Origin of the sequence: Novipirellula aureliae (assembly GCF_007860185.1) — a bacterium.
Taxonomy (GTDB): Bacteria; Planctomycetota; Planctomycetia; order Pirellulales; family Pirellulaceae; genus Novipirellula_A; species Novipirellula_A aureliae.
On the sequence record NZ_SJPY01000007.1, the window covers coordinates 278,805 to 304,832 of the forward strand.

Below are 26,028 nucleotides of genomic sequence, written 5' to 3' on the forward strand. Positions count from 1 at the left end.
GTTACCGACGAGCCTTTGCGAATTTAATCTTCTCGATAAGCTTGACCACTTGATTGCCATCCTTGTAGCCACTCACCGCCGTAATCGCGTTAATCACATTTTCGTATCGCAGATTGTAGTCGCTGTCGATTTCAATCTCGGGTCCCTCGTCACCTTCTATCGGTGCCGAATTGCCGACCAAGGACAAAACGTTGCTACGAAGTTGGACAAAGTCTCTACCCAAATCGATATCGTTTAGAGACATCGAGGCCAATTGTCCATTGGCGTCCGCGCGGAGCCGAAGTTTTAGGGGCAAATCCGTTTCGTCAATGACCCCACTACTTTCACCGAGAGGCATACGGACATTGAAATCGCCTTCCATCTCAACGATTTTGAAAGTCATCACGAAGAAAACGAGCAATAAGAAGACGATATCAATCATGCTGGTCATGTTGAGTTCATTCTTTTCAACCTCACCACGGTTACGAATTCTCATTAGCGATTGTCCTCTTTCACTCGCAGGGCAAAGTTCACCAGACTCTGCTCCTGTGCCACGCGGATCACCTCTTGAACGTCGCCCATTGCGGTATCTCGATGGGCACGGATGACAACGCTTGCGTCGTCCGCTGTTTTGCCTTCCGCCTTGATGACCACCATCTCACGCTGCAAGCCAATGCGTAACGTTTCGACCGTGTAGTCATCGCCACCCAAGACAATTTCGCCATCCTGTGCGACATGGAGGATGATCGGGAACTCCAATGGAGCTTCGGGCGGCTTGACCAATTGGCTGCTAGGCAAGACGACTCGATCGTTCGCTTCGGTTTGCGCAAAGTTGATCAGAACCATGAAAAATGCGATCAATTGAAACGTCATGTCAATCATTGGCGTCAAGTCGCCACTGGACAAGTCAGGCTTTTTCGATTTGACTCGCATCTACTTTTTGGCCCCCTTGGGCTGAACATCTTCAAATCGGCTCATCAAGTTTTCACTCGACACGCCGACTTCGAGCAAGAGCCGAGAGACACGGTTGCGGAGAATGTTGTAGGCGGCAATCGCTGGGATCGCAATCGCCAATCCGATCAGCGTCGTAAACAACGCCGTCGAGATACCGGACGCTAATTCAGCCGGTTTCGGCGATGCCCCGCCGACTGCGATGACCTGGAACGACGAAATCATTCCGTGAACGGTTCCAAACAGCCCGATCATTGGACTGAGGTTACCAATCAAGGCCATGTAGGAGAGCAAATGTTCGAGTTTCATACTCTCTTCTTCGCCGACCTCCTGCATCCCTTCGAGAGCTTTGTCGTACCCACGAGAGATCTTTGCGAGCCCTGCAGAAAGCACTTTGCCCAAAACCGACTCATCAGCACGGGCCATATCGTAGGCTTCTTGGAACTGTTTTTCGTTCAACAATTCCTCAAAATTCTCAATCAATTCGTTGGGACAAAGCGTGTCGCGTCGTGCGGCCAAGACGTTCATCACGAACAGGGAAACGAGCGAGATCGAAAGAGCCAGGAAGATGAACACGTAGCCCCAACCGAGTGATTTGATCACCCAACTGAGCAGGTTTTGATCTTTGGCGGCAGGTGTCGTTTCATCACCGGCATCCACACCCGGCTCGTTTTCGGCGACGATGACCTCCGTAGGCCCTCCCGCCACGTCCACGCCGAATTCGGCCATTGCATCTTCATCTTGTGCCCCGGCCGAAGCCGAAAACATCAGCGATGCGAGCAGGGCGAAACAAGGCAAGCGAAGCAAGCGAACAACCGATTTTCCAACGGACATCCCATCATTCGGGGTCCCATCATTCGGGGTCCCATCATTCGGGTGCTTGGGGCTAACGAGCGGACCGCAGGGAGCGAACATGTATGAGATACTCCGAATTTGTTTTGTAAACAGTTTTGTGAAAGTTGATTGGAAGATGAGTCTAGCGAATGGAAGAGGGTTCTGTTAGCTAAGTGGAAAATTCCTTTGGCAAAGGCCAAGTTCACCGTGGGCTCACAACACCAATGTGTGGGGTGCTACGATTCAAGGGCGAAATCCGGGATAGCGATCTCTTAAGCGTTGTCGTGCTGCCGCAGCCCGCTCTGGCTTGCCGACTTTGGGCCAAAGTTCAGCCAACCGCGACAATGCAAAAGCATCGGCATCACTTTGGCTTGAAAACATCAAATGGGTGTGCAAATAAGCGAGTATCGCACCTTCGGTATCGCCTTTTGACTCAAAATTGGCACCTTGCGCGTTGTAGGCACGGGCGGACATTTCGATATCGGTTGGCCCCAATTCGGCGATAACGGAAGAGACAAGTTCGAGTCCTTTATCGGCTTGGTTCTGTTTCGCGTAGGCCTTCGCCAAGGCGGCCTTGGCGAGCGATTGCAAACGAGCATCGGGAGCGGATTGGACATTGATTCCAATCACCTTTTCAAACTCGGCGATCGCTTTTTCGACATCGCCTGCCGCGAAGTGGGCCAATCCCGTCAAGTAAACCGACTGGATTTTCTGGGTCGTACTGGGAGCTCGCCGCAGCACTCCATACCACTTAAACGCATCATCGGTGTTTCCGAGCGCGAGAGCTAAATCACCGATTACCTTTGCCGCGCTAAACCAATGCCAAGACGTCCGGTGGTTCGATGCGAACGCGATCATCTGAGCGGCCGCGGACTTTTTGTCCGCTTGTCCCGCCAAGGCCAATTGGCTTTGCGAGTAGGCAACATAAAATTCCCAATCCTCTTCGATGATCTTGCGAGGCAGAGTGTCTCGGACGACTTCGGCCAAATCTTCGAGTGCCTGTTTGTATTGGCCATCCAGAGCAAATTCACGGCCTTTGGTCAGCCCTGGAGGATCACCTTCGAACAGGATCTTCAGGATCTCTCCCGACGAAATCTTCTGGTTCGTCGCGCCACGCTCAACCGCGACGTACTCGGCAGTCGTCTCGACGACTGCTGCGCGAATGGGCGATCCGGTCAGCGGATAGATCGTGTCATTTTGAGCATACGCTTGGGCGCATGCAAATAGGCTTGCCGTAACCAAAATGATAAGAAACGGCAAACAGGGCTGATGGGCATTTCGGTAAACCGAACGAGTCATACTACTTACCTATTTCCTTCTGAATCTGCCGAAGTAAGGCTTCAAATTTTTGTTTGTGTTGATCGCCGCCGAGATCGGGGTACAGAGCTTGGACTTGGACAATATCTTGCTCCGCCCGCTTGAACAACTTTGGGTCTTTCGCAGCGCGGCCCCAGAGAAAGCGAGACAAAGCAATATGATAACGGGCGAGAAAGAACGTCTCTTCGAATTGTTGATTGCGGTTCGCCAAACTGCTGATCTTCCCCCATCCCCAAAGGATGTTCTTGTTATCGCTGCCTTTTCGAGCGCCAAATAAGGCCGCCTCGTAGGCTTTTGGCTTGAAACGATCGGGCAAGATCAAAGCCCAATTTTCGTAGGCGGTTGCCGCTTCCACTTGGGCGTCGAGCATGGTTGGCTTCTCGGTCAAGATGGCCGTAAAAATATCGAGAGCGTCTTTATAGTTCCCGAGTAGCCGCTGAGCACGGCCAAGTTGAAACTGGATCGCTAGCGAAGATTCTTCGCCTGATGCCTGTAGCTTCTTGGAAGTTTGCACAGCCGATGAGAGCAGCTCCGCTGCTTGTCCTTCCGCCTTGATCGCCTTGGCAGGCATCGCTGACTCGCCAAGTTGGACCAATGTTTGGATGATCCATTTTAGCCGCGTTGGATTTTGCGTTGTCGCGGCGATTCGGCTTAAGAACACGCGGAACGCTTCGATCAGCTGCGTTTTCTTTTCACCGCTGGTCGATTCCAATTCACTTTGGAGTTCGGTAGCCATTTCCGCATAGATTCCCGCCAACCGTTTTTGCCCCTCGGCATCGTTGAACGTGGCCTGCAACTTCTCCATCACTTCGGTTGCACGCTTCATCAATGCGTCGAGGTCCGCGTTGGGGCTGGTCATTTGCGAGACCACAATATTCAGTTCGAGTGCAGCGAGATTCCCACGGAACGCGTCATCTTGAGCGGCGACTTCATCGCGTCGTTTGAGCGGCCCGTAAGATGCATTTTCCAATACCGTCAATGCCTGCGAACCCTTACCCTGACGCAACCTGACTTTGGCCAACACCAAAGCGGCTTGCAGAACCTCGCTTTCGATCTCCGCATTGCCGATTCCATCGAGGCCTGCAACCAGAAATCTATCGGCTTCTTTCAATTGTTTCTCCGCTTCACCTTCATCGCCCTCTCGTTTTGCAACGACCGAGGCATTCCAATAGATCCGACCAAGCAAGCGTTCAAATCGAGCTCGTTCTGGACCCGCATCCATCTCCTCGATCAACTCCTTGGAGCGATCAAATTCGTTATTGCGAAGGGCCAATTGAACCATGATTCCTCGGGCAGCGGAGGCCAATGAATCATCGGGCCATCCATCCCCTAATGAATCGGCAAAGTCTCGTATTCGACCGATCAAATTTGGTATCTGAGCTTCCGGAACTTCGGAAAGCAGCATTTGGAAGGAATTGAGTGCAATCATGCCACCTTGCTGGCCAAGTTCGGTGCCAGGCAAGGTTTGTGCAATAAAGCTGCCGACGGCGGCAGCATCGCGATACTGTTTTTCTTGATACAACAAATAAGCTAAAATCTGGCGTGCTTCGCCAAGCTGGGATAAATCGGTCGAAGCATCGACCATCGTGATCCCGCGTTTCAAAATCTCGATCGCGACGACGATCGAATTCTTCCATTGTTGATTGAGCTCTGCTTTTTGCGTTTGCAGATCCGGGCCATCACCACCTTGCCTCTCGATGAGCTCAAGTGCCTGTTTGGTGGTTTCGCTCACCTGCAACAATTGGCGAGCAGCTTCGAGAGCGTCGTCGAAATTCTTAGGGTCTTCGACCTTCGGTATCTTGACCTCGGCGACTTTGATTCCCAAGCTTCGCAGTAGCTCTTGTGATTCCTCCAAATGAGTACCAGGAACCTTGACAATTTCATTGAGCAGCTTTCGTCCATCGGATTCAGCAATGTTCGTTTCCGCCTTCTTGAGGTTTTCTTTGTCAGCCGCCTTGGCCAGATAGGCTTTTGCCAATTCCAACTTCAAGCTTGCCAAGCTTTGGAGCCCAACCTCATTGGGTCGAACGTCTTGCACGAGCACCGCAGCACGTTCGATCGCCGCGGCATAGTTTGGTGGCGACTCGGACATGGCCATTCGAATCAGGCCGGTGGCCGATTGAAACTTCGCCTCTCTCAGATCGTCATCTTCCGGTTGCTCAAGCATCCGTAAATAACAGTCCTTCGCCTTTTCCGCTTGCCCTAGGGCGTCGTAGGATTGACCTAAATTGACAAGCGCCAACGCTCCGGTCACAAACCCGTCGTAGTTTTTTGTGAGATCTTCGAATTCCGCAATCGCCTCCTCAAGCAACTGACGGCCATCCTTTGCTGGATCCGCATAAGTCATCGCGGCCAACCGTCTCGCCTCGGCAGTATTCCGTTTGGCTTGCAAGAACTCACCACGATATCGGTCCCGAAGCCCTGGATCGATCTTGTCATCATCCGATTGGCCTCGCATCGTTTTCAGTTTTTCTCGCAAATCGTCGACGATCGTTTGAAATGTCTCAGCTGCCGCGACATAAGATTGGCGGGCCTTCTCCTTATTCGCAGAAATCGTATCGAGCATCTCCAACTGATTACCGCGAACCATTTGCAACTTGCCAAGCTGAAGGCGAGCTTCCGAGAGGCGGGGATGAGATTGATTCTCAAGAAATCGGGACAACGATGACTCGGCCTTGGCAAAATAGTCATCCCGATCGCTGACGCTTCGAGACGCAACGGCCGCATCGATGTAGACCTGCGCTTTCTCCAGTTCAACAGCCTGCAACAGAGAATCGTCGACTCCAGGGTACGAGCTCAAGCGGTCGAGATAGACAATCGTCATATCGAAATAACCATCTGCCCGAAGTTGCTTGATAAAGGCGTTAGCCGGCTCTTTTGCACTCGCCGTTTGCATCCCCACAAGCGTCATTAGCATGATGCCGATGATGGAGACGCGTATGGCCTCCCCCCCGATTACCGAGGAAAAAGCGTCGCGGCGGAGGAATCGCAAAATTCGAAGGGGAAGAGTTTGCGTCGACCGCATAAGGCGATGAAGAAACTGCAAAGTCGTGCTCGAATGCTGTGAAAAAGAAATTCTGGAATTGACTAACATTGTAGGATGCCGCCTAAATGCTAGGTTACGGTGCCTTGCCTTCACGTTCAAGTAGTTGATATTGATCCTAAACAGTTCCCATGAGAATTCCATCGCAATTTAACGAAGATAGCCTTTATAACCGCCAACCGGGGCACCGAATTCGGCGAGCCGAGTCGATCCAAACCAACCGACGCTTGATCCGCTTGAGTCTCGGTTTGTTGTTGGTCGTCGTCGTGATCCGCCAGGTCTCGAAGCCCGAGTTCTACCAACCCTTCTTCTCTGACCACCAACCGGCCCCCAAACTGGTGGGGCCGTCACACGTATCGACAGCGATAGACTCGAGCCAGAAAGTGGCCGTCGAAATGGATCGAGCCTTGCAGACCGAAGCAGACTGGATCGCTGCCCACATACCTCTGGCCGAGCAACCGGTATGGCTAGCCGGATGTTTGAGAATGAAACAACAAGGCGAATCGAGGCAGAAAAATGACGTTATCGATGCGAACATGAATCGGCCGGAGTCTTCGTGGATGGCGGAATGTTTTGCCGATCCATCCGCTCCGATTCGACAGCATGAGCGGCAGGGCTGGATCGAGTTTCTGAACCAGTTTCCGTTATCCGTCCAGTCGAAAAGACCGGAAACGGAATCGACGGAACGGAACTTACGACTCGAGACTCTCATCCACGCACTCGACCAACTCGCCATCGGTCGCGTGGTCGATGGCGGTGTCTGGAGTGGGAAAGACGTTGACGCGCTGTATCGATTTCTGGCAGAAGCCCAGTATCTGGCAGAAGCCCAGAATCTGGCAGAAGCCCAGTATCTAGCAGAAGCCCGGTATACCGATCCGCTTGCCAAACGGCGATCAACACAAACCGACATCGGACCGCTAATTGGCATCCTGCCGCTGCTGCAGCAACCCGAGGTCTACGCTGGTGCCTCCGTTTCCTTTCGCGGACGCGTGGCGCGATGCGAGCGACAATCGACCCCGGAGCAATCGATTGCCTCCAATGCTTATGGACTTACCCACTACTATCGACTTTGGCTACGCCCGTTGAGTGGAACCGATCGTCCCTTGCTGGCAATCGTGCCTGAGGTTCCCAAAGAAGTCGATGCCGTCGGAGCGGACAATATCCTGAGCGAGGGCCCGCCCGTCATGGTTGCGGGACGCTTTTTAAAACGGCTCGCCTATCGCTCCGCTGCCGGCCCCGATTTGGCTCCTGTCATCGTTGGACGATTGGTGGCCGACCCCACCGATTCCGAACGATCATCTTCTCCGATGACGAATGCAAGCGAAGCGAATCCAACAGATCAACCGCAACGCCTCCAATTCACATCTCTTTTTGCCTTGGTCACGTCTGCCTTCTTAGTGGGGTCAGGCTTGGCCGCCATCCTCTTCTACCGCACCAACGCCCAAGCGAAGAGAAGCCGCCAACTCCGCGATACAAGCATGAAAGACCCCTCAACGTTCCTAAACGACCTAGCAAGTCGAAACGAATAACCTCTAGTAGCCGAGTCTCTCCGAGACGCGAAACCAGTCACCTCTAGTAGCCGAGTCTCTCCGAGACGCGAAACCAGTCGCCTCAAGTAACCAAGTCTCCCCGAGACGCGAAACCAGTCACCTCAAGTAACCAAGTCTCCCCGAGACGCGAAACCAGTCACCTCAAGTAACCAAGTCTCCCCGAGACGCGAAACCAGTCACCTCTAGTAGCCAAGTCTCCCCGAGACTCGAAACCAGTCACCTCTAGTAGCCGAGTCTCTCCGAGACTCGAAACCAGTCGCCTCAAGTAACCAAGTCTCTCCGAGACGCGAAACCAGTCACCTCTAGTAGCCGAGTCTCTCCGAGACTCGAAACCAGTCACCTCAAGTAACCAAGTCTCTCCGAGACGCGAAACCAGTCACCTCAAGTAACCGAGACCCTTATCAAAAGGCTGCCTGAGTGTTAGGCTTTGCAGGAAAATCACAAACTTTCAAGAACGACATCGCTAGCCAATGAACCTTTCGAAATTTGACTTTGTATGCGAGAAAGCTCGCGAAGCCATGTTGCTACAAACCGTAGCCGATACGCTGGAGTGGGACGAGCGAACGGGGATGCCGCTCGGTGGTGGCGAGTACCGTGCTCGGCAGGTGAGCTACTTGCGTGGGAAGATTCACGATCTTCGCACTGATGCCGCCTATGGCGAAGCGTTGAAGCAGCTCGACCAAGACATGGTCTCCGATGCTCCATCTTCTACAACCGAGCAAATCGCGACCATTCGAGGATTGCTTCGCAATTGGAAACGTGACGCGCGATTGCCAAGTGAGTTGGTCGAACAGATTTCGACGGCCACGGTCGTTGGTCAACAACGTTGGGATGCCGCTCGAAAAGCAAATGATTTCTCGATGTTCCGAGATGCTCTCGATGAGGTCGTTCGGCTCAAACGCGAAGCGGGTCAACGCATCGCGGAGGGTACCGACCGAAGCGTCTATGAGGCACTGCTTGATGAATACGAGCCCGATGCTCGAGTCGAATCGTTAAATCGGATGTTTCGCGATTTGAGGAAGCCTTTGGTTGAATTGATTGAAGAGGTTCGCGGTGCAACGAAGCAGCCCGATCGAAGCTTGCTGACGCGACACTATCCGATTCCTCTGCAGCAGTCATTTAGCCATCGCGTTGCCGAAGCGATTGGTTTCGATTTCAACCGAGGGCGATTGGACGAAACCTCTCATCCTTTTTGCACCACACTCGGCCCGAGCGATTGTCGGATTCTTAGCCGATATGATGAGGCCTGGTTGCCGGCCGGCTTGTTTGCCGCGATGCACGAAGCGGGGCACGGCATGTATGAACAAGGTTTGCGGACGGATTGGTTCGGCTTGCCGCCTGGTTCGTATTGCTCACTCGGCATTCACGAATCTCAATCCCGATTATGGGAAAACCAAGTTGGCCGCGGCCATGCATTTTGGCAATGGCTGTTTGATGATACGAAGGCCCACTTTGCTCCGGTGCTAGATGATGTCAAACGCGAGGATTTGCATTTCGCGATGAATCAGATCGAGCCATCGTTGATTCGAGTCGAAGCGGACGAAGCGACCTACAATCTGCACATTATCATTCGCTTTGATTTGGAACAGCAACTCATTGACGGGTCGCTTGCCATCGACGATTTACCCGCAGCGTGGAACGACCGATATGAAAGCGACTTAGGGATCCGCCCTCAATCGGATGCCCAAGGAGTGTTGCAAGACGTCCATTGGAGTGCAGGATTGATTGGCTATTTTCCAACCTATACGATAGGGAATCTAGCGAGTGCTCAGCTGTATGATGCAGCAGCACTTGACATCGGTGATTTGGAATTAGAGATCTCGCGTGGAAACTTCCAGCCGCTTTTGGAGTGGCTTGGAAAGCATGTTCATAGCCGAGGTCAATGTGAGAGCGGGGATGACATTGTCAAGAATGCTACTGGCAAACCACTCGAAGCGACGCATTTGATTAACTATCTGCGAACCAAGCTCCGACGTTTATACGGGACGGAAGCGAACGATTGAAAGTCTGTCTTCTACCAGAGTGTGTAGATCTTGTTAACAATCCAAGCTTGAGAATTTTTTAACCAGTTCCACGGAGGCGACTCACCGAAGCCCTTGCGTCTGAAAGGCACGCCTGAAAGGCGAAACGCCCCCTGCAATTTTCGCTTTGACGGGTTACAATACGGCGCGGTTTTCTTGCCGCCGCCAACTGATACCGCTTTTCCCCTAAGAAGCTGCTGCATGATCACGTCTCAATGCCCCCGATGTTCGGAAACCTTTCGTTTGCCGTCTGCTGATTTGCCAGCCGACGCGATTGCCAAATGTCCTTGGTGCGGCGAATCCTATTCGGCTAGTGAGATCTTGGGCAACCTTCCACCGGTCGTTCAGCTTCAATCGGCGGATGGTCAGCCGCTTGAATTTAATCTCGCTTCAAATCCTGTCGCGGTAGTGCCTCCTGCCTCAAGTAACCCAGCGACAGGCGAAAAGGGGCACCAGGACATTCCATCGACGGACGAATCCGGCTTGGATGAATTCGATTTCGATCAGCCTTCACCCGATGCCGCGGATTCATCAAAGATTGAAGAAACGTGGAGCGACCAATCGGAACTAACGGTCGATGACGTTTCCAGCCTAGTGGATGATCGCAGGGAGCCCACGGATTTTGATGCCGATCGAACCAACCAAGACGAAGCCATCGTTGATGATCAGGCGGACGACCAATGGGGCGATTTGCGGGTGGCCGAGTCTTCGCTGGGCAATGCCGATCCCATCCCGGCAACACCCATGCGAGTCAATGCTCGTCCCCGGCAAAAATCAAAATCCTCGCCAATAAAGGGCATCCTTGGCACGATCGGAGGCCTCGTCTTGGCTTTACCTTTGGCAGGCGGCATTCTATTGGCGATCGGCAAAGCTCCCGATTTGGGATTTTGGCCTTTCGTCGGACAAAACGCTGGCTCCCAACGCGTCGCAGCCCAGCCGGGTAGCAATCTCGCGAACCCTGCAAGCAAATGGTCACGCCCGGGTCGCACCGTGGACATGGCGAACGGCTTGGGCAGTGAACTGCAAGATACAAATGAGAAGCTTCGTGGTTCGTCCGAATACGTAACGGCCGATTCCCAGACGGCAAACCAACCGATCGCCAAACCGAGCGACTATCTATCCGATCCGTCATCCGAAACGAACCTTGGATCCGAAAACGGATCGGTCACCTACCCAGAAGAATCAAGCGTGAATCGATCCGATCCGACTTTGGCGGAGCCGGCCAACCAACCGAAAGCCGAAAACTTTATCGACATTTTGCCGCTGCCAGAAAACTATGACGAAAATTTCCAAGTGGACAATTTGGGAGACGTGCTAGAGTCGCTCGCGTCTGGTAACCATAGGAACGAGCTGCCGAGTTCCGAATCAAAACCAGACAAATCGGCAGGACCAGAACGGGGGATGCCATTGGCGTCGCCAGTGGCCAGCCGACAACAGGAGCTCAGCCCACGGCAGGAGCTCAGCCCACGACAGGAGCCCAGCCCACGACAGGAGCCCAGCCCACGGCAGGAGCTCAGCCTAGAAGAAACGCGGTCTCGTCCCAATAGCACCATCACCGTCGAACCCGAGACACCCAAAAACGACGATTCGGCGCCCCCTCAAATCGATGCCGCAATCGGCGCGGCAGTGACTTATGCAAACCAACAACTTGGGAATTTGATGCGATTTGACGGCGAGCCCTCCAAACGTGGCGGATTGGTCGCCAGGGCCTATGACGCGGTCGCGAGAGTTGGAGCAGAACCAAACGCCGGGCAGAGCGAAGCCGTCAATCGCTTGCTCAGCAATATTACGCGCTCGCCACTCGTAAACGATCTAGGCAATGTTGCCAACCAATGGCTTGATTATCCGAAGCGGAAAACCGATGGAGCGGTTCTGGTCGGCCAAGTTACAAGAGAACCGAATGGCCTCGCATTACAAATCAATGCACCTGGTTCGGAGCAACGAAGCGTCAACGTGTCGGGCATTGACCTTTCCGAGGGGCAGCGAGTTTTGGCAATTGGCAAAATCTACGATGCGTCAGGCAACCAGGCGGTCGAAATCGTCGCATTTAAAGCCTTGTGAGAAATGCGCGTTGGAACGTCGGCCTACGGCGGGACTCGGGCTCGCAGCGTCTTGGCCGCCCGAGGACGAGCGAGATTTCATTGAGGAGGAGGAGGAGGGGGAGGAGTTCATTGAGTACGGTTGCCTTGCTAATCTTGGTGGTGATTTGCGAGAAGTACCCTCTCCCTGCCCCCAACGGGTTCTTTATTTACCGGCATTCCGAAAAGGCTTTTTTATGCTCTTTCTAAACACTCGAAGCGATTCCACTCGCGTGCTGCTCCTGCTAGCGTTTGTTTGTCTATCCAATGCCTCCTTTGGATCAACGACGAATGCAAATGGCGAAGCTCAAAATCCTGGTGCAACCGACGATCCGATCACGATGCTTGAGGTTGCTGTCCGAGGCAACGTCGAGCTAAGCCAGATTCGAGAGATGTCATTCGCGGAGCAGCCACTATCTCGACAGCAGGCAGAACTGGCGAGCAAGCTGCTTTGGGATCAATACCAATTGCTGATTCGCCGCAATCGAGCCGAGGAAATGCGAGCGAAGAAAATCGTGGTTGGCGAATACGCGATGCCGTTTGACTACAAAGTATTCGGCGAGCAACCATCGGAGGGGCGAAGCTTGTATATCTCGATGCATGGTGGCGGGGGGACGGCAGCCATCGTCAACGATTCTCAGTGGGAAAATCAAAAGCGTTTGTATCAACCCAAGGAGGGCGTCTACGTCGCTCCTCGCGCTCCGACCGATAGTTGGAACATGTGGCACCAAGCCCATGTGGATACTTGCTTCGCTCGGCTGATCGAAAACATGATCGTTTTTGAAAACGTTGACCCCAATCGTGTTTCTATCATGGGTTATTCCGCGGGCGGCGACGGAGTCTATCAACTTGCACCACGGATGGCGGATCGCTGGGCCGCCGCGGCGATGATGGCGGGCCATCCCAACAACGCCTCACCGCTCAGCCTTCGCAACATCGGCTTCACCATTCATGTCGGGCAAAACGACAATGGCTTTCATCGCAACGAGGTTGCCGCAAAATGGTCGGCAAAGCTTGCCGAATTACATTCCTCGGACCCTAAGGGCTACAAGCACTATGTTGAAATCCATCAAGGCAAAGGACATTGGATGGATCGCCAAGATGCTGTCGCACTCGATTGGATGGCAAAGTTTACGCGCAACCTTCGCCCCGAAAAGGTCGTTTGGAAACAGAGTGGTGTTTTTCACCATCGATTCTATTGGTTGGCAGTCGATGAATCGCAACAGCCAAAAAATTCGTTGATTGTTGCAACTCATCAAGGACAGTCGTTCGATATCGAAACCGAGGATGTCAAAAGGCTTACGATCCGCATGGATGATTCGATGATCGATTTCGACCAGCCGATCACCATCACAGCAGGTGAAAAAGTGCTCTACGAGGGCAGGGTGACGCGGACACTCGAAACTCTTATCAAGACACTCACAGAACGAGGAGACCCAAACGCGGTCTTTTCAGCGGAAGTAGCCGTGACGCTGTAGAGGATTGGGCAATGCTTCGCCGCGTAGAGGCGTGGCAGAAGGTCGCCAAGACTTTCGTTGTTCACAAATCCGACGAAACCATTGGCGTGCGAGCCTAGCCCGGATGATTCATGGGCTTGCAAATTGTTTTGCTAACGTCTACGCCTTCAAGCGTTTACGTTCATTGCTCGAAAAACAGTCTGCGTATTAGCCGTTTTGGCGTTAGCGGCCTGCTGATTTAATCGTTTAACGCTTAGCCGAAGGCGTCAGCTTTTCCATAAGCGGTCGCCTACGGCTTGGCGTTAAACAATCAGTCGAGTCAAACCGATTAAATCGACAGCTTACTAGCGCCAAAACGCCTAATGAATAATCCGGGTTAGCGGCCTGCTGATTTAATCGTTTAACGCTTAGCCGAAGGCGTCAGCTTTTCCATAAGCGGTCGCCTACGGCTTGGCGTTAAACAATCAGTCGAGTCAAACCGATTAAATCGACAGCCCGTTAGCCACGGTTCACACGACAAATCACGCAGCCGTGGCTATCGGCCTGCTGATTTAATCGTTTAACGCTTAGCCGAAGGCGTCAGCCTTTCCATAAGCGGTCGCCTATGGCTTGGCGTTAAACAATCAGTCGAGTCAAACCGATTAAATCGACAGCCCGCTATCGCCAAAACGGCTAATGAATCATCCGGGCTAGTGGATGTGTCGGCCTCCGGCCTGTGGATCGTTTCGTCCTCCGGGCTAGCTCTGCTGAGGAGCAATTTACTGAGGGACAACGGGGTCAGGGGGGACAACGGGGTCAGGGAGGGAAGAATGTCTTGCTTGGCCTTGATAAAACAGCTTGTTCTGCCGAGGTTTATTTTTGAACGTCCGATTGCCGATGCAGCGAAAACATTCTTTTTGCCCTGCGGTGCCTGAAAAACCTACCCTTCGGTATTTGGGATGGATGAACCAACCCACGGATTCTTCGGTGGAGCCATTTTTTTCAAACGTTCTCAAATCAGGACGCTCATGAATAATCCGAGCCTAGAACTCCGCTGCAACCGTCCGCAATGCAGCTAGTAAACGATCGATCTCTTCCGGCGTCGTCGCGGCTCCTCCGCTGATCCGCAGCGTCCCATCGGGCGAGCTACCCAGATGGGAATGGATCAGCGCGGCACAATGCAAACCTGCACGCGTTTCGATGCCGAATTCAGCATCCAAGATTACCGCCAAGTCGCTTGGCGTAAAATGGGCCGCGCGGATGCTGGCGATCGGCAAATCGTCGCCTTGGCCAAACAACTCATAGCTCCCGATCGCTCGGATACCTTCATGCAAGTGATTCGCGAGTGCTTTGCAGTGCTGCGTGTGCAGAGCTTGACCAATTTCGATCAACTCCTTCAATCCTGCAGCCCATCCGGCGAGGGCAGCGACGTTTAAATTCCCCGCTTCCAATTTGGCTGGCATCGTCGTCGGCATTTCCAGTGATTCCGACTGAGTTCCCGTCCCACCGAACGTACTCGGTGCAATACGCGGGTGCCATTCTGGGGCGACATAAAGAAACCCTGTACCTTGTGGTCCGTTGCCGCCCTTGTGGCCTGGAGCCGCTAAAAGATCGACGCCGATCGCTTCAACATTGATCGGCAAGTAGCCGAAGGTTTGTGCGGCGTCGACCAAAAAAGCAGCCTGAGATTTTGCCAAATATTGGCCAATTTTTTCGATGGGCTGCAGCGTCCCGGTCACGTTGCTGGCGGCCGTCACGGCCACTAGTTTTGTTGTGTCACGAAGGTGCTCGGCAACGGCAGCGGCATCGACCAAGCCGTACCGGTCGCAATCGACGATCGTAAGGGAGATTCGGCCGAGAGCGTTCAAGTGAGACAAAGGCCGCAGAACGCTATTGTGCTCCGCCGCGGTCGTAATCACATGATCTCCTTCGCAAAGGATACCCGCGATGGCGGCATTGAGTGCCATGGTCCCGTTGCTAAACAGCGCGATGCAATCGCTTGATTCTGCCGAAATCAAACTGGCAACGTGGCGTCGAACCGCCGCAACGACGTGGTCCGCCTTGCTCGCCGAAGCATATTGGCCGCGCCCCGCTGCAGCGCCGACGTGACGATGATACAAATCGGTCGCAGCGAATACCGATTCGGGCTTTGGCCACGACGTGGCTGCATGATCGAGATAGATTCGTGGGGATCGCATTGAGTTCGGTACTATTGGTTCGTGGGGTGAATCCACTCGGTGGTGCCATCGAGATAGATTTCTTTTTTCCAGATCGGGACATCCTCTTTGATCTGATCCATCAACCAAGGAAGTGCTGCGAAGGCTTGCTTGCGATGAGCACTGCTGCAACCGATCACCACACTCGGTTCGCCGATCGGAACGACGCCAAGCCGATGAACGATCAATAGCCTGGTTAGCTCGAACCGAGCCATTGCTTCATTCGCCAAGCGACGCAGCTCTAGAACCGCCATCGGCCGATGAGCTTGATAAGACAACGACTCTGTAATTCGGTCACCCGTCTTGCGGCGCGTCACTCCCGAAAACCATCCATGAGCCCCGACATCTGGATCCTCTAATTGATGGTGAAAAGACATCCAGTTGATCGGTTCCTCCACGATCGAAATGAACACACGGTCCGTCGCAAGCGTCATTTGCTAGCCTCCACTTACGGGTGGGATCAGAGCGATTTCCGTCGCATCGGCAACGACTTGATCGTTGCCAACATAGCGTGAATCGAGAGCAATGCGACAAGAGGGCAACAACGGCCCAATAGCGGGCAAGTGCTTGCCGACAGCGTTGAGAACGTCAACCGCCGTAGCATCCTTGGAAACCTCAATTTCAATGGAATCCTGGTTCGCCAAATCGCGGATCGCAGCAAATAAAAGCACGTCGATTTTCATTGGACACTTTGAAACAAAACGATAGAAATATTCATCACCCGGCTAAACCCAGATTACTTCGAATGCTAACCGAAATACTAGCTTATCGATAACGACCCAAAGCCTACAATAGAGCGTAACATGTGCAGGCTCCGGCTGGAAACACTTGCCGGTCCCCCGACGCAGAAATAAAATCGGGTCGCCGGTTGAGTGCCAATCGATTTGACCTTTTATAATGGAATGGAGTACTTGTATGCGAGTTTGTTTTGCGGCTGACGATCTTCGTGCATCGCGAGAAATGATGCGAACTTGGTTTTCGATGCTTGATTACGAGTGCAAAACGTTTAGCGGTGGAACCGACACTTGGGAGGCAATCTTGGAATCTCCGCCCGATTTGGTCGTGGCCGACATCGAGATGCCTCGCGGTAGCGGTTTAGATCTGCTGAGCGCTATCCGAAATCACTCCGACGTACAGATCCGCACACTACCGGTCATCATGATCAGTGGATTGGTGGACGCTGAAATAGCCCGAATCGCCGAAGATTTCAAAGCCACCTGCCTGCTTCCCAAACCTCTCGACATGAAACAATTTGAAGAGGTCATCGATCAAATTGAGTCACAGCGGGAATGGAGGTCTAACACGGTGTTCGAATCGGCGTTTCCAATTCAGGTCGCGACGCTGAAGATTGCCAGGCCCAGTGCGATGCCAGCGGTATCACCTAAACTTCGCCGCATGGCACGCCGCATTCAGGAAAGTGGTTCGCAATTGTCCCCGTGATATGCTCTCCACTGATTCAACGGCCGCGCGTTTTCAAGTTCAGCTGAATCAAAAACCTGACAGCCGCCCCTGCGCTGCGCCGAATGGCGTGGACTTAAGAAAAACGGAATGAGCTTCACAGGGGTGTTTTCCTGCTTCCGTCCGGCTTGTCTGGGCGGCTTGCCTGTCCCGCTTGCCTGTCCCGCTTGTCCGGGCGGAGCAACAGGTGGCAGCTACCATGAATGCAAAATTCCACGCTCGCCCCACCCCCACGAATCGCCTCCGGCGATTCGTGGGGGTGGGGCGAATTTCTTTCGGCCGTGCGGTTTGTAGCCGCCACTTGTTTCCTCCGCCGAGACAAGCTCGACGGAAGGAGGTTTCACGTTTCAGAATTCCTTCATTACGCGTCATTCGGCGGCGCGCCGGGGGGGACGACGACAAGCGTACGCGTTTGTAAAACGAACCCTTCAAACGGCAGGGCTTCGGCTGCCTTACTTCGAGGCGGCTTCGTTAAAAGGCTGTTCGTCTTCGGCAGCCGCCTCAACGACCGCCTCGGCTTCGAGAGCTGCCCTTTGAGCTTTCCGCTCTTCCCGTCTCGCCATGTGCTCGGCGGCCATTTCTTCGATCGATAGAATTTGGTCGGGCTCGGTTTTGTTGAATTTTTTTTCGTAGAGCGATTCGATGAACTGGGGGAGCGGTGCTTTCCAAGGCTTGTTGTCGGTATTCGCTAAGCTACGAAATCCCTTTGGTGACATCCCCAATTCCCGAGCCATTTGAATTTGGGCGTGGGACAGGCGGTATTTTTTGCGTGCATCAATCCAAGGCTGGTATTTGTGCGGAATTCTACTGTTTTTCTTTTTCTTGCCCATCGTCTCGTCTTAATCCAAATCCTCTCGTTCAATGTCTCGATCGGGTAATGTATGGGATCGCTCGCCCCCTGTCGATCGATCCGCCGCCGCTATCGCTTCGAGAAGCATTGTTTTGCGGCCATCGCCGCGATGCGATTCGAGCCACAAAAAAAAAGCCGGATCGAACAACGATCGACGATCCTGTACATTGGTTTCTAGTGCACTGGGAACGATTCCGTCCGACTCGCTATATTCCTTCCGCGTCTTGATCGTCATCGTCTTACTCCCTCACTTATTCACCCTCATTCTTTCGCGAGGCAGGCATGGCCGCTACCGAACCGAAAACCTCAGATTCAGTCAACACAGCAACAAGCATGGCTCAAAATAAAAAACGTGGCGTTCCGGAAGGTTTGTGGGTGAAATGCCCCGGCTGTTCCGCTTCGGTATACAAAAAAGAAGTCGCACAACGACTGAACGTCTGTCCCAAGTGCGAGTACCACTTTTACGTTTCCGCTCATGAGCGTATCGCTCAGGTATTGGACGACGGTACGTTCGAAGCGATGAATGAAGAATTGCAATCGGTCGATCCCTTGGAATTTTCGGATCGCCGAAAGTATGCAGACCGACTCAAGGATGAACAAAAACGCACCGGATTAACCGATGCCGTTGTCACAGGGACCGGCATGATTCGTGCCCGCCGAGTCGCCTTTGCCGTTACCGACAGCGCTTTTATCATGGGGTCGATGGGGTCCGTCGTGGGCGAGCGGCTAACGCGTTTGGTCGAATTTGCTACCGACCAGAGCTTACCTTTGATTATCATTAGCGCAAGCGGCGGGGGTGCCCGCATGCACGAGGGAATTTTGTCACTTATGCAAATGGCAAAGGTGACCGCTGCATTAGCAAGGTATGATGAAGCAGGCGGTTTGTTTGTCAGCGTACTGACCAACCCGACGATGGGAGGTGTGGCAGCCAGTTTCGCGTCGCTGGGGGATTTAGTGTTTGCGGAACCGAAGGCGTTGATCGGGTTTGCCGGACCACGAACGATCAAAGCGACCATAGGGATCGAGTTACCCGAAGGCTTTCAAACGAGCGAATTCTTGCTCGAACATGGTTACATCGACCGTATCGTTGCTCGCAAAAGCCTAAAAACCGAGATTGCTCGGACCATTGATTATTGCGGAAAGTAGAAAGTAGAAAGTAGAAAAGTCGAAAGGGGAAGGAAAACATTATGGGTCTGATCGATTCGCTCAAAGCACGATTCGCTTCGTCGGGCTCAAGTTTCAATAGCGTTATCAATGTCGAGTCGCGGTTCGAACGAATGCGAACGAGCGCGGTTGGGACGATGAGCGCATTTTTTGTTGCCCGCGACCGCGAAAAAGATCGGGTGGTCGGCGTGAAGTTACTCGATATCGAAAAACACGACCTATTCGAGGCACGTTTCAAAGGTTTGGGGAAACCGGGTGAGGGTGAGATCGCGATGGGAATGAAACACCCCAGAGTCGTTGAAACCTATGAAGCGGGTGTGACGACGAAGGGGCAGCCGATCATCGTCATGGAGTATATCGAAGGTCCGAGTCTGCAGCATATTATCGTCAACAAGCATGAGGAATTGGTTCGCGGACGCCGGCTGATGCTAATTCGCGAAATGGCCGAAGCGATCCAGTATGTCCATTCCAAAGGATTCATTCATCGCGACATCTGCCCACGCAACTTCATCTGCTTGCCCGACATGAGCGGGATCAAATTGATCGATTTCGGCTTGACAATCCCAGCCACCGCTCCCTACATGGCACCAGGAAATCGGACGGGCACCCCGCTGTATATGTCTCCTGAAATCGTCCGCCGCCGGCATACCGATCAGCGTGTCGACCTGTTCTCGTTCGGCGTCACTTGTTTTTGCCTGTGCTCATTTAAGCATCCTTGGCAAGGAGACGAAGTGAACGGACGAGCAGCTTTGTATCATGACACCACGGCACCGACTGACTTACTAGAGTATTGCCCTGCGATCGATCCCCGTTTAGCCCGAAGTATCATGTCGGCACTCAACCCCAAAGTCGAAGAGCGAACGGCAACGATCGACCAATTCCTTCAATCAATTCGATTGGTCAAGACGGAATTCTAGCGTTGGAGTCCAGGCTTTCGCCGCTCGGAGCGGCGCCACGAATCGCCTAACCACGACACTCCAACCATTTTTTTGCCCTGAACAACCGGCAAAACCCCAACTTCGACAAAACCGCTACGAAGAAACCCAGATTTCCTGATGAAATCGTTGACATTCGTTTTTCTGGCTAACTATACTTCAGTAGTCGTGTTAAGTGAGGCAAGTTAGCTATCACCCGCTTGTGGCCCACGGCAATTTCTTTTCGGTTAGAACGTTTTACGGAATCTTCGCAATGACCCTGCTCGGGAAATCGTTCACAGTCATTATCCTCGTCCTTAGCCTCACCTTTATGGTCCTGGCTCTCGCCGTGAATGCATCGCATCGGAACTGGCGAGACATGGTGATGGGGCCAGGTGGACTAAAGGAAAACATCCAGACATTAGAATCGACCAATCAGCAACTTCGGGACGCCCGAAACGATATCCAAGCGGATTTGGCTCGCGAACAAGCGGCTCGACGAACCGCTTTGGCTGCTCTGCAGACCCAGTACGATCAAACCAACGAAGAACTTCAAAAGAGTCAAGCAACCGTTGAAACGTTGGAAGCTAAAAATACGGTGCTCTCGCAAACCGACCTCAGCCGTGCCCAATCGCTCGAGGAATTGACGGCTGAAACCGCGGTCCTTCGCGAACAGATTAGGAGCGAACAAAAAAGCCGTGATGATCTGTTCACGCAAACGCTTAAGTTAACCGATCAAATGAACGAACTTCGCGGGATTGTGCAAATCCAACGCGAGCGTAACGAACAATTGTTAGCCCAGGTGACTCGTTACAAAGAGGTCGTCGACTCCAAGGGAATCGATATCCATGAGCCGCTTGACGGGGCACCACCCGAACGAAACGGCACCGTCTTGGTCATCAATCGCCCGAGAAAGTTGGTCGAAGTTTCGATCGGCTACGATGATGGTCTTCGCAAAGGACACCGACTCGAAGTGACTCGCGATGGCCGCTACGTAGGAAAATTGCAGGTTTTGCAAGTTGAACCCGATCATGCGGTCGCGAGCATTTTGTCGGACTACAGTCAAGGTATTATCAAGGAGAATGACCGTGTCGACACTTCCATCGACTGAGCCACAACCAAGCCGCAAACAACCACCGAGCGTCTACACGGTGATGCTGATTTTAAGTGTGCTATTTTTACTTGTTGCCGTCATCGCGATGTTCATCGAATACCAGCGTTGGGCACCGGATTACTGGAACACTCGTTCGGCTCAGCCCAGCGCGATGGTGATGACGGTCGATCGCGTCATCGTGTAGCCCTAGCGGGCTGTCGATTCAATCGTTTAACGCTTAGCCGAAGGCGTCAGCTTTTCCATAAGCGGTCGCCTATGGCTTGGCGTTAAACAATCAGTCGAGTCAAACCGATTAAATCGACAGCCCGCTAGCAGCGTCCTCCGACCCACCGAAATGACGAGCCCAGTAGCGGCGTCTCGCCGAAACGACGAAAGCTGCGAGTCTCAGTAGCGGCGTCTCGCCGAGACGGCGGAAGATGCGAGTCTCAGTAGCGGCGTCTCGCCGAGACGACGAAAGTTGCGAGTCCCAGTAGCGGCGTCTCGCCGAGACGACGAAAGCTGCGAGTCTCAGTAGCGGCGTCTCGCCGAGACGACGAAAGTTGCGAGTCTCAGTAGCGGCGTCTCGCCGAGACGGCGAAAGTTGCGAGTCTCAGTAGCGTCGTCTCGCCGAGACGACGAAAGCTGCGAGTCTCAGTAGCGGCGTCTCGCCGAGACGACGGAAGATGCGAGTCTCAGTAGCGGCGTCTCGCCGAGACGGCGAAAGTTGCGAGTCTCGGAGAGACTCGCCTACGAGAGCCACGAAAATGACGAACCCAAGTAGCGGCGTCTCGCCGAGACGGCGAAAGCTGCGAGTCTCGGAGAGACTCGCCTACGAGAGCCACGAAAATTGCGAATCCAAGTAGCGGCGTCTCGCCGAGACGGCGAAAGTTGCGAGTCTCGGAGAGACTCGCCTACGAGAGCCACGAAAATGACGAACCCAGTAGCGTCGTCTCGCCGAGACGACGAAAGCTGCGAGTCTCGGAGAGACTCGCCTACGAGTGCCACGAAAATGACGAGTCCAAGTAGCGGCGTCTCGCCGAGACGACGGAAGCTGCGAGTCTCGGAGAGACTCGCCTACGAGAGCCACGAAAATGACGAACCCAGTAGCGGCGTCTCGCCGAGACGACGAAAGTTGCGAGTCTCGGAGAGACTCGCCTACGAGAGCCACGAAAATGACGAGTCTCAGTAGCGTCGTCTCGCCGAGACGGCGAAAGCTGCGAGTCTCGGAGAGACTCGCCTACGAGAGCCACGAAAATTGCGAATCCAAGTAGCGGCGTCTCGCCGAGACGGCGAAAGCTACGAGTCTCGGAGAGACTCGCCTACGAGCATGTTGAGCGATGATGACCACGAAGGAACCGGAATCCAATAGCGAGCGATCGGATCTCTCCAAATCCGAATCCCCGACCGAGAAAAAAGCAAACCGAAACTGGGTTCGCTTTGCGGGTATGGGAATTGAACTCGCGGGCACAACACTGCTTTTTACCGCTGTGGGATATTGGATTGACGACTGGCGAGACGCGGATCGGCCCTTCGTTACCGCAGGAGCCATGCTTGTGGGGTTCAGTTTAGCGATGACCCGATTTATCATCGTAGCGGTGAAGGCTGGCCCGTAAGCATTAGCAACGCTTCGAGTGACTTGCCCCAGTCTCATCCAATAGCCAGTCTCATCCAATAGAATGTGTCGTGTCGCCCTTCGGGCTAGAGGGAACGCAGTTACATGGACCGGTGGCACACACCACCGGCAAAGATATGACGCCCTCTGGGCCCAAGCCTTCGAAACCCAACCCTAGCGAGGGCTCGCCGCGGGCATTCCCCAACACCGCATGGGTATTCGGCAGAGCCCTTCGGGCCGTCTTCTTGGGTTGGGCCATTGCGATGCTGCTCGGCTGGGGCATTTTGGCTCTCATGAACAGTGCATCCGTGGCGAGTTTTCTACTCATCTCTTTGGGCAGTGGGATAATCGGCTTCGTCGCAATGCTCCCGGGAGTCCTTGCCCAGATAGGACAAGCGACGGGGTCTAGCATAAAAAAAAGCGACGAACCTGAAAAAAGCGTGTCTCAAGAGGATTCCCGTCATGATACTTTTGGCTATACTCGTGGCTCGCGTGAGCAAACGTGGGCCGAGTTTGGTCGGTTTACCGTCGCTTGGGGCACGGCGATGATTATTCGTCTGCTGGGGACGGTTGCAATGTTTGTCTATTGCCGCTATCAATTGGCGGAATCACCGCAATGGCTAGCAATCACCCTGCTTGGTTGGTACGTCTATTTGACGACGATTGAGATTGGGACGATCGGTTGGTTCATGAATTTGCCGGGGCAACGATGATCGCCGCGGTTCTTTGTTTTTACTTTGCAATATTTCGCTGTACAACTCACGACATCTCGGATGCCATTCATCGTTGCTGCTGCTGACCATAGCCCCATCACTCACGTGGTACCCCATCGGATTTTCCCCGAGGATGGGCCGCTCTATAGTGTGCATGTTGGTGGCGGGGACATTCCGGCCCTGAACATCAAGGACGGCGTGTACGATTTCTACATCACCAACCATTTGATGATGACGGCAGTCGCTGCAATCGCGGTGGTTTTGATGTTTGCTTACGTCGCCCTCCGAGTCCGTCCCAAGGGCGAGGGACTCCATGCTTACGAGACGAAGGGCCGCGTTTCACAATTGTTTGAAACGATGGCTGCGTTTATTCGTGACGAGGTTGCCCGTCCGAACTTGGGTGCGCTCACCGACAAGTATATCTACTACATTTGGACCGTCTTCTTTTTCATCCTGTTTTGCAACGTGCTAGGGTTGATCCCACTGGGCTACATTTTGCAATCGCTTACCGGTAACGCGAAGTACGCCCACTTTGGCGGCACGGCGACCGGTAATTTGTCGCTTAATTTAATGTTGGCGATCACCAGTTTTGTCGCGATTCTGTTCATTGGCATTCGCGAAACAGGAGTGAAGGCTTTCTTTGCTCACTTCAATCCCGTCGGCTGGGACGACCCCAAGATGCTTGTGATTGGCATCCCGCTTTATATTTTGGAGTGGGTAGGGCTGATGATCAAGACAATCGTGCTTGCGATGCGGCTTTTTGGAACCATGATGGCGGGTCACTTGGTGATTGCCGCTTTCGTTGGTTTGGTCACGACGGCACTCGCATTTTCGACGACACTTGGCTTCGGAGTCGGTTTTGCGGTTGTCTTTGGCGGAGCGGCTTTGACGCTATTGGAGTTGTTTATCTGTTTCCTCCAGGCGTTCATTTTCACGTTTTTGACGGTCCTGTTCATCTCGATGACCGCCGCTCACCACGACGATCCTCATCACGACGATCCGTCGACCGACGAAGGACGAATGGATCTGGACAAGATGATCGATCCAAAGCGGATTACCCCTTTGGCTCCTTCACACTAGTTTGCAAGCTTCATTTTACACTCTCACTCAACCCACTATCCCTTTAACCAACTTGGTTTGAAAATAACCTCAGGAGTACTGTTACGATGTTTGAAATGGCTATGATTTTGGCTCAGGAAGTAATGAACATTGGCAAGATGGGTGCTGGTATCGGCGTCGGTCTCGTCATCCTCGGTGCTGCATTCGGTATTGGTCGAATTGGCTCGTCCGCTGTCGAATCGATTGCACGGCAACCCGAAGCTGCAGGTCCGATCAGCACGCAGATGTTGATCTCGGCAGCATTGATCGAAGGGGTGACGGTCATCGCTTTGATCGTTGTTTACATTCTTACCTAAGTCCGTTTTCGACAGGGTTGAATGACCCTACGTTTCCGCTCTATTGCTTGGAAAAGGCTAATCGATGCGTTCGAAGTTTGTTCGGTACATTTTGTTTGTTGTGATGGCGATCGCCCTTGGTGGGATGTCGTCGGTGCCATGTTATGCAGAGACTTCCGAGGTTCCTCACGCCGAGGCTGCCGTGGATTCTCACGCAGCCGATGGCGATCACACGCCACCAATTTTGCAAGTCGATGTCGGCTCGGCCGTTGTCAACATTGCAATCTTTTTGGTTGTTTTGGCGGTGTTGTCCTTTTTCGTATGGCCGCCGATCTTGCAGGGGCTACAAGCACGCGAGGACAAAATCCACGGCGACTTGGAAGCGGCCCAAAAGGCGAATGTTGAGGCTCGCACACTACTCGAATCGTATCAAACGAAACTCAATGAAGCGTCGAGCCAAGTGCAAACGATGCTGGCGGAGGCTCGCCACGATGCGGAAGCGAACAGCCAACGAATCGCCGAAGAAGCCAAGGCAGAAGCCGAGAAAACTCGAGTCCGCGCTGTGGCCGATATCGAGAACGCCAAGAAAGTGGCGCTCACCGAATTGGCAGGTCAAACATCCGAAATTGCGATGCGAGTTGCCAAACAGGTCGTTGGGCGGGAACTACACGCAGACGATCATGCCGAATTGATTCGCCAATCGCTCGATCGATTACCTAGCAATAATTAGAATATAGAGCCTTTTCATGACCGAAGCCCCAAAACACAACACGGTTCTCGATACCGGTGCGGAGCAATTGGGAAGTATCTATGCCCGAGCGCTGGTCGATGCCGCAAACAACCAAGGTGTTGCGGAGCAAGTGGTTGCCGAACTCGGTCGAATCGTAGACGATTTTCTCGATTCGAGCGAACCGCTGCGGGCCGTCTTCGCTTCTCCTCGAGTGAAAGCGGAAGAGAAAGTCCGTGTGATCGACCGCTTGTTTGGTGAATCGTTTCATCCATCACTCATCAAGTTCTTGAAGGTGATGGCGGAGCGAGATCGTTTGGGTTACGTCGCCGCAGTCCGCGTCGCCGCGGAACGAATTCATGACGAGAAAGTTGGTCGAGTTGTGGCATCGGTCCGAACCGCTGTACCACTCGATGACGCGATGAGGCATCAGGTCGCTGAGAAACTCTCGTCCTCGCTCGGTAGACAAGTCCGACTCGAAGAGCATGTCGACGCCGATCTGATTGGAGGCATGATTGTTCGAGTGGGCGATACCGTTTTTGACGGCAGTGTCGCCAACCGGCTCGATCAAATGAGCCGGCAAGCACGTGAAGGGTTCTCAAGCCAATTGCTTAAGCGGTTTGAGACTTTTTTCAAAGAACCAAATTGAACGAGTACGGCTAGTCCTCCGCATTCAAC

The 26,028-nt window shown here is 53.3% G+C and carries 27 protein-coding genes; 16 read left to right on the plus strand and 11 right to left on the minus strand.

The annotated features are described in order from the left end of the window. Position 1: 1 nt before the first annotated feature. The 5 genes from Q31b_RS21100 to Q31b_RS21120 form a co-directional block, all read right to left on the minus strand. Entirely contained in the window at positions 2-475 is a 474-nt protein-coding gene (locus Q31b_RS21100) for an ExbD/TolR family protein (RefSeq protein ID WP_146601641.1), read from the minus strand. Further along, entirely contained in the window at positions 475-912 is a 438-nt protein-coding gene (locus tag Q31b_RS21105) for an ExbD/TolR family protein (RefSeq protein WP_146601642.1), read from the minus strand. The genes Q31b_RS21100 and Q31b_RS21105 overlap by 1 nt, the downstream gene beginning before the upstream one ends. Next, a complete protein-coding gene (locus tag Q31b_RS21110; RefSeq protein WP_146601879.1) occupies positions 913-1,764 on the minus strand; it encodes a MotA/TolQ/ExbB proton channel family protein in 852 nt (283 codons plus the stop codon). It abuts the gene before it with no gap. A gap of 243 nt (positions 1,765-2,007) precedes the next feature. Continuing rightward, entirely contained in the window at positions 2,008-3,063 is a 1,056-nt protein-coding gene (locus Q31b_RS21115) for a tetratricopeptide repeat protein (protein ID WP_146601643.1), read from the minus strand. A gap of 1 nt (position 3,064) precedes the next feature. Continuing rightward, entirely contained in the window at positions 3,065-5,998 is a 2,934-nt protein-coding gene (locus Q31b_RS21120) for a tetratricopeptide repeat protein (RefSeq protein WP_197171984.1), read from the minus strand. A gap of 257 nt (positions 5,999-6,255) precedes the next feature. On the opposite strand from Q31b_RS21120, the gene Q31b_RS21125 reads away from it, so the two are divergent. The 4 genes from Q31b_RS21125 to Q31b_RS21140 all read left to right on the plus strand — a co-directional run bounded on the left by Q31b_RS21125 (position 6,256) and on the right by Q31b_RS21140 (position 13,251). Then, positions 6,256-7,653 carry a hypothetical protein gene (locus tag Q31b_RS21125; protein ID WP_146601645.1) on the plus strand — a complete coding sequence of 466 codons (1,398 nt, stop codon included), beginning with the start codon at positions 6,256-6,258 and terminating at the stop codon, positions 7,651-7,653. Between the two features lie 491 nt (positions 7,654-8,144). Then, positions 8,145-9,677 (plus strand): carboxypeptidase M32, encoded by a 1,533-nt coding sequence (locus Q31b_RS21130; protein WP_146601646.1) that lies wholly within the window; start codon positions 8,145-8,147, stop codon positions 9,675-9,677. Positions 9,678-9,896: 219 nt separating this feature from the next. After that, positions 9,897-11,756: a hypothetical protein gene (locus Q31b_RS21135; RefSeq protein WP_146601647.1), complete on the plus strand. Its 1,860-nt coding sequence runs from the start codon at positions 9,897-9,899 to the stop codon at positions 11,754-11,756. 10 nt (positions 11,757-11,766) lie between these two features. Then, on the plus strand, positions 11,767-13,251 hold the full coding sequence (locus Q31b_RS21140) for a dienelactone hydrolase family protein (RefSeq protein ID WP_146601648.1): 1,485 nt from the start codon (positions 11,767-11,769) through the stop codon (positions 13,249-13,251). 1,001 nt (positions 13,252-14,252) lie between these two features. On the opposite strand, the gene Q31b_RS21145 is transcribed toward Q31b_RS21140, so the two are convergent. From Q31b_RS21145 to Q31b_RS21155, 3 genes are read right to left on the minus strand one after another with little or no spacing between them, the layout of a single operon-like run. Further along, a complete protein-coding gene (locus Q31b_RS21145; RefSeq protein ID WP_146601649.1) occupies positions 14,253-15,407 on the minus strand; it encodes an aminotransferase class V-fold PLP-dependent enzyme in 1,155 nt (384 codons plus the stop codon). 11 nt (positions 15,408-15,418) lie between these two features. Beyond that, entirely contained in the window at positions 15,419-15,859 is a 441-nt protein-coding gene (locus tag Q31b_RS21150) for a molybdenum cofactor biosynthesis protein MoaE (protein ID WP_146601650.1), read from the minus strand. 3 nt (positions 15,860-15,862) lie between these two features. Continuing rightward, complete coding sequence (locus tag Q31b_RS21155) at positions 15,863-16,108, minus strand: MoaD/ThiS family protein (protein WP_146601651.1); 246 nt, start codon at positions 16,106-16,108, stop codon at positions 15,863-15,865. 232 nt (positions 16,109-16,340) lie between these two features. Between Q31b_RS21155 and Q31b_RS21160 the strand changes: the two genes are divergently transcribed. Further along, positions 16,341-16,865, plus strand: coding sequence for a response regulator (locus Q31b_RS21160; protein ID WP_197171987.1), 525 nt, complete (start codon positions 16,341-16,343; stop codon positions 16,863-16,865). 212 nt (positions 16,866-17,077) lie between these two features. Here the strand turns inward: Q31b_RS21160 and Q31b_RS28530 are convergent, their stop codons facing one another. The 3 genes from Q31b_RS28530 to Q31b_RS21170 all read right to left on the minus strand — a co-directional run bounded on the left by Q31b_RS28530 (position 17,078) and on the right by Q31b_RS21170 (position 17,968). Continuing rightward, positions 17,078-17,227, minus strand: coding sequence for a hypothetical protein (locus Q31b_RS28530; protein ID WP_197171989.1), 150 nt, complete (start codon positions 17,225-17,227; stop codon positions 17,078-17,080). A gap of 108 nt (positions 17,228-17,335) precedes the next feature. Then, positions 17,336-17,713, minus strand: a complete 378-nt coding sequence (locus tag Q31b_RS21165; protein ID WP_197171991.1) for a hypothetical protein — start codon at positions 17,711-17,713, stop codon at positions 17,336-17,338. 9 nt (positions 17,714-17,722) lie between these two features. After that, complete coding sequence (locus Q31b_RS21170; protein WP_146601653.1) at positions 17,723-17,968, minus strand: hypothetical protein; 246 nt, start codon at positions 17,966-17,968, stop codon at positions 17,723-17,725. 98 nt (positions 17,969-18,066) lie between these two features. Here Q31b_RS21170 and accD point away from each other — a divergent pair, with 98 nt between their 5' ends. The 11 genes from accD (at position 18,067) to atpH (ending at position 25,999) form a co-directional block, all read left to right on the plus strand. Continuing rightward, complete coding sequence (accD, locus tag Q31b_RS21175) at positions 18,067-18,879, plus strand: acetyl-CoA carboxylase, carboxyltransferase subunit beta (RefSeq protein WP_146601654.1); 813 nt, start codon at positions 18,067-18,069, stop codon at positions 18,877-18,879. A gap of 41 nt (positions 18,880-18,920) precedes the next feature. Then, on the plus strand, positions 18,921-19,814 hold the full coding sequence (locus Q31b_RS21180) for a serine/threonine protein kinase (protein WP_146601655.1): 894 nt from the start codon (positions 18,921-18,923) through the stop codon (positions 19,812-19,814). A gap of 271 nt (positions 19,815-20,085) precedes the next feature. Further along, positions 20,086-20,922 carry a hypothetical protein gene (locus tag Q31b_RS21185; RefSeq protein WP_146601656.1) on the plus strand — a complete coding sequence of 279 codons (837 nt, stop codon included), beginning with the start codon at positions 20,086-20,088 and terminating at the stop codon, positions 20,920-20,922. After that, positions 20,900-21,109: a hypothetical protein gene (locus tag Q31b_RS21190; protein WP_146601657.1), complete on the plus strand. Its 210-nt coding sequence runs from the start codon at positions 20,900-20,902 to the stop codon at positions 21,107-21,109. Before Q31b_RS21185 ends, Q31b_RS21190 begins: the two co-directional genes overlap by 23 nt. Positions 21,110-21,832: 723 nt before the next feature. After that, a complete protein-coding gene (locus tag Q31b_RS21195; protein WP_146601658.1) occupies positions 21,833-22,093 on the plus strand; it encodes a hypothetical protein in 261 nt (86 codons plus the stop codon). Between the two features lie 148 nt (positions 22,094-22,241). Further along, positions 22,242-22,517 carry an AtpZ/AtpI family protein gene (locus Q31b_RS21200; RefSeq protein ID WP_146601659.1) on the plus strand — a complete coding sequence of 92 codons (276 nt, stop codon included), beginning with the start codon at positions 22,242-22,244 and terminating at the stop codon, positions 22,515-22,517. Between the two features lie 439 nt (positions 22,518-22,956). Next, positions 22,957-23,229 (plus strand): hypothetical protein, encoded by a 273-nt coding sequence (locus Q31b_RS21205; RefSeq protein WP_146601660.1) that lies wholly within the window; start codon positions 22,957-22,959, stop codon positions 23,227-23,229. 60 nt (positions 23,230-23,289) lie between these two features. Next, positions 23,290-24,309, plus strand: coding sequence for a F0F1 ATP synthase subunit A (gene atpB, locus Q31b_RS21210; RefSeq protein WP_146601661.1), 1,020 nt, complete (start codon positions 23,290-23,292; stop codon positions 24,307-24,309). Between the two features lie 86 nt (positions 24,310-24,395). Then, a complete protein-coding gene (gene atpE / locus Q31b_RS21215) occupies positions 24,396-24,644 on the plus strand; it encodes an ATP synthase F0 subunit C (RefSeq protein WP_146601662.1) in 249 nt (82 codons plus the stop codon). Between the two features lie 64 nt (positions 24,645-24,708). Beyond that, entirely contained in the window at positions 24,709-25,353 is a 645-nt protein-coding gene (gene atpF, locus Q31b_RS21220; protein ID WP_146601663.1) for a F0F1 ATP synthase subunit B, read from the plus strand. Positions 25,354-25,369: 16 nt separating this feature from the next. Beyond that, a complete protein-coding gene (gene atpH / locus Q31b_RS21225) occupies positions 25,370-25,999 on the plus strand; it encodes an ATP synthase F1 subunit delta (protein ID WP_146601664.1) in 630 nt (209 codons plus the stop codon). Positions 26,000-26,028 lie beyond the last annotated feature (29 nt).

Excerpts from the sequence above, each read along its gene's own strand:
- atpB (WP_146601661.1), top strand. The coding sequence starts at position 23,290 with ATGCCATTCATCGTTGCTGCTGCTGACCATAGCCCCATCACTCACGTG.
- Q31b_RS21200 (WP_146601659.1), top strand. The coding sequence starts at position 22,242 with ATGATGACCACGAAGGAACCGGAATCCAATAGCGAGCGATCGGATCTC.
- Q31b_RS21145 (WP_146601649.1), bottom strand. The coding sequence starts at position 15,407 with ATGCGATCCCCACGAATCTATCTCGATCATGCAGCCACGTCGTGGCCA.
- Q31b_RS21100 (WP_146601641.1), bottom strand. The coding sequence starts at position 475 with ATGAGAATTCGTAACCGTGGTGAGGTTGAAAAGAATGAACTCAACATG.
- atpH (WP_146601664.1), top strand. The coding sequence starts at position 25,370 with ATGACCGAAGCCCCAAAACACAACACGGTTCTCGATACCGGTGCGGAG.
- Q31b_RS21170 (WP_146601653.1), bottom strand. The coding sequence starts at position 17,968 with ATGACGATCAAGACGCGGAAGGAATATAGCGAGTCGGACGGAATCGTT.
- Q31b_RS21115 (WP_146601643.1), bottom strand. The coding sequence starts at position 3,063 with ATGACTCGTTCGGTTTACCGAAATGCCCATCAGCCCTGTTTGCCGTTT.
- Q31b_RS21105 (WP_146601642.1), bottom strand. The coding sequence starts at position 912 with ATGCGAGTCAAATCGAAAAAGCCTGACTTGTCCAGTGGCGACTTGACG.
- Q31b_RS21165 (WP_197171991.1), bottom strand. The coding sequence starts at position 17,713 with ATGGGCAAGAAAAAGAAAAACAGTAGAATTCCGCACAAATACCAGCCT.
- Q31b_RS21160 (WP_197171987.1), top strand. The coding sequence starts at position 16,341 with ATGCGAGTTTGTTTTGCGGCTGACGATCTTCGTGCATCGCGAGAAATG.
- Q31b_RS21110 (WP_146601879.1), bottom strand. The coding sequence starts at position 1,764 with ATGTCCGTTGGAAAATCGGTTGTTCGCTTGCTTCGCTTGCCTTGTTTC.
- Q31b_RS21155 (WP_146601651.1), bottom strand. The coding sequence starts at position 16,108 with ATGAAAATCGACGTGCTTTTATTTGCTGCGATCCGCGATTTGGCGAAC.
- Q31b_RS21120 (WP_197171984.1), bottom strand. The coding sequence starts at position 5,998 with ATGCTAATGACGCTTGTGGGGATGCAAACGGCGAGTGCAAAAGAGCCG.
- Q31b_RS21150 (WP_146601650.1), bottom strand. The coding sequence starts at position 15,859 with ATGACGCTTGCGACGGACCGTGTGTTCATTTCGATCGTGGAGGAACCG.
- Q31b_RS21195 (WP_146601658.1), top strand. The coding sequence starts at position 21,833 with ATGACGAACCCAGTAGCGTCGTCTCGCCGAGACGACGAAAGCTGCGAG.
- Q31b_RS21180 (WP_146601655.1), top strand. The coding sequence starts at position 18,921 with ATGGGTCTGATCGATTCGCTCAAAGCACGATTCGCTTCGTCGGGCTCA.
- atpF (WP_146601663.1), top strand. The coding sequence starts at position 24,709 with ATGCGTTCGAAGTTTGTTCGGTACATTTTGTTTGTTGTGATGGCGATC.
- Q31b_RS21185 (WP_146601656.1), top strand. The coding sequence starts at position 20,086 with ATGACCCTGCTCGGGAAATCGTTCACAGTCATTATCCTCGTCCTTAGC.
- atpE (WP_146601662.1), top strand. The coding sequence starts at position 24,396 with ATGTTTGAAATGGCTATGATTTTGGCTCAGGAAGTAATGAACATTGGC.
- Q31b_RS21130 (WP_146601646.1), top strand. The coding sequence starts at position 8,145 with ATGAACCTTTCGAAATTTGACTTTGTATGCGAGAAAGCTCGCGAAGCC.
- accD (WP_146601654.1), top strand. The coding sequence starts at position 18,067 with ATGGCTCAAAATAAAAAACGTGGCGTTCCGGAAGGTTTGTGGGTGAAA.
- Q31b_RS21125 (WP_146601645.1), top strand. The coding sequence starts at position 6,256 with ATGAGAATTCCATCGCAATTTAACGAAGATAGCCTTTATAACCGCCAA.
- Q31b_RS21135 (WP_146601647.1), top strand. The coding sequence starts at position 9,897 with ATGATCACGTCTCAATGCCCCCGATGTTCGGAAACCTTTCGTTTGCCG.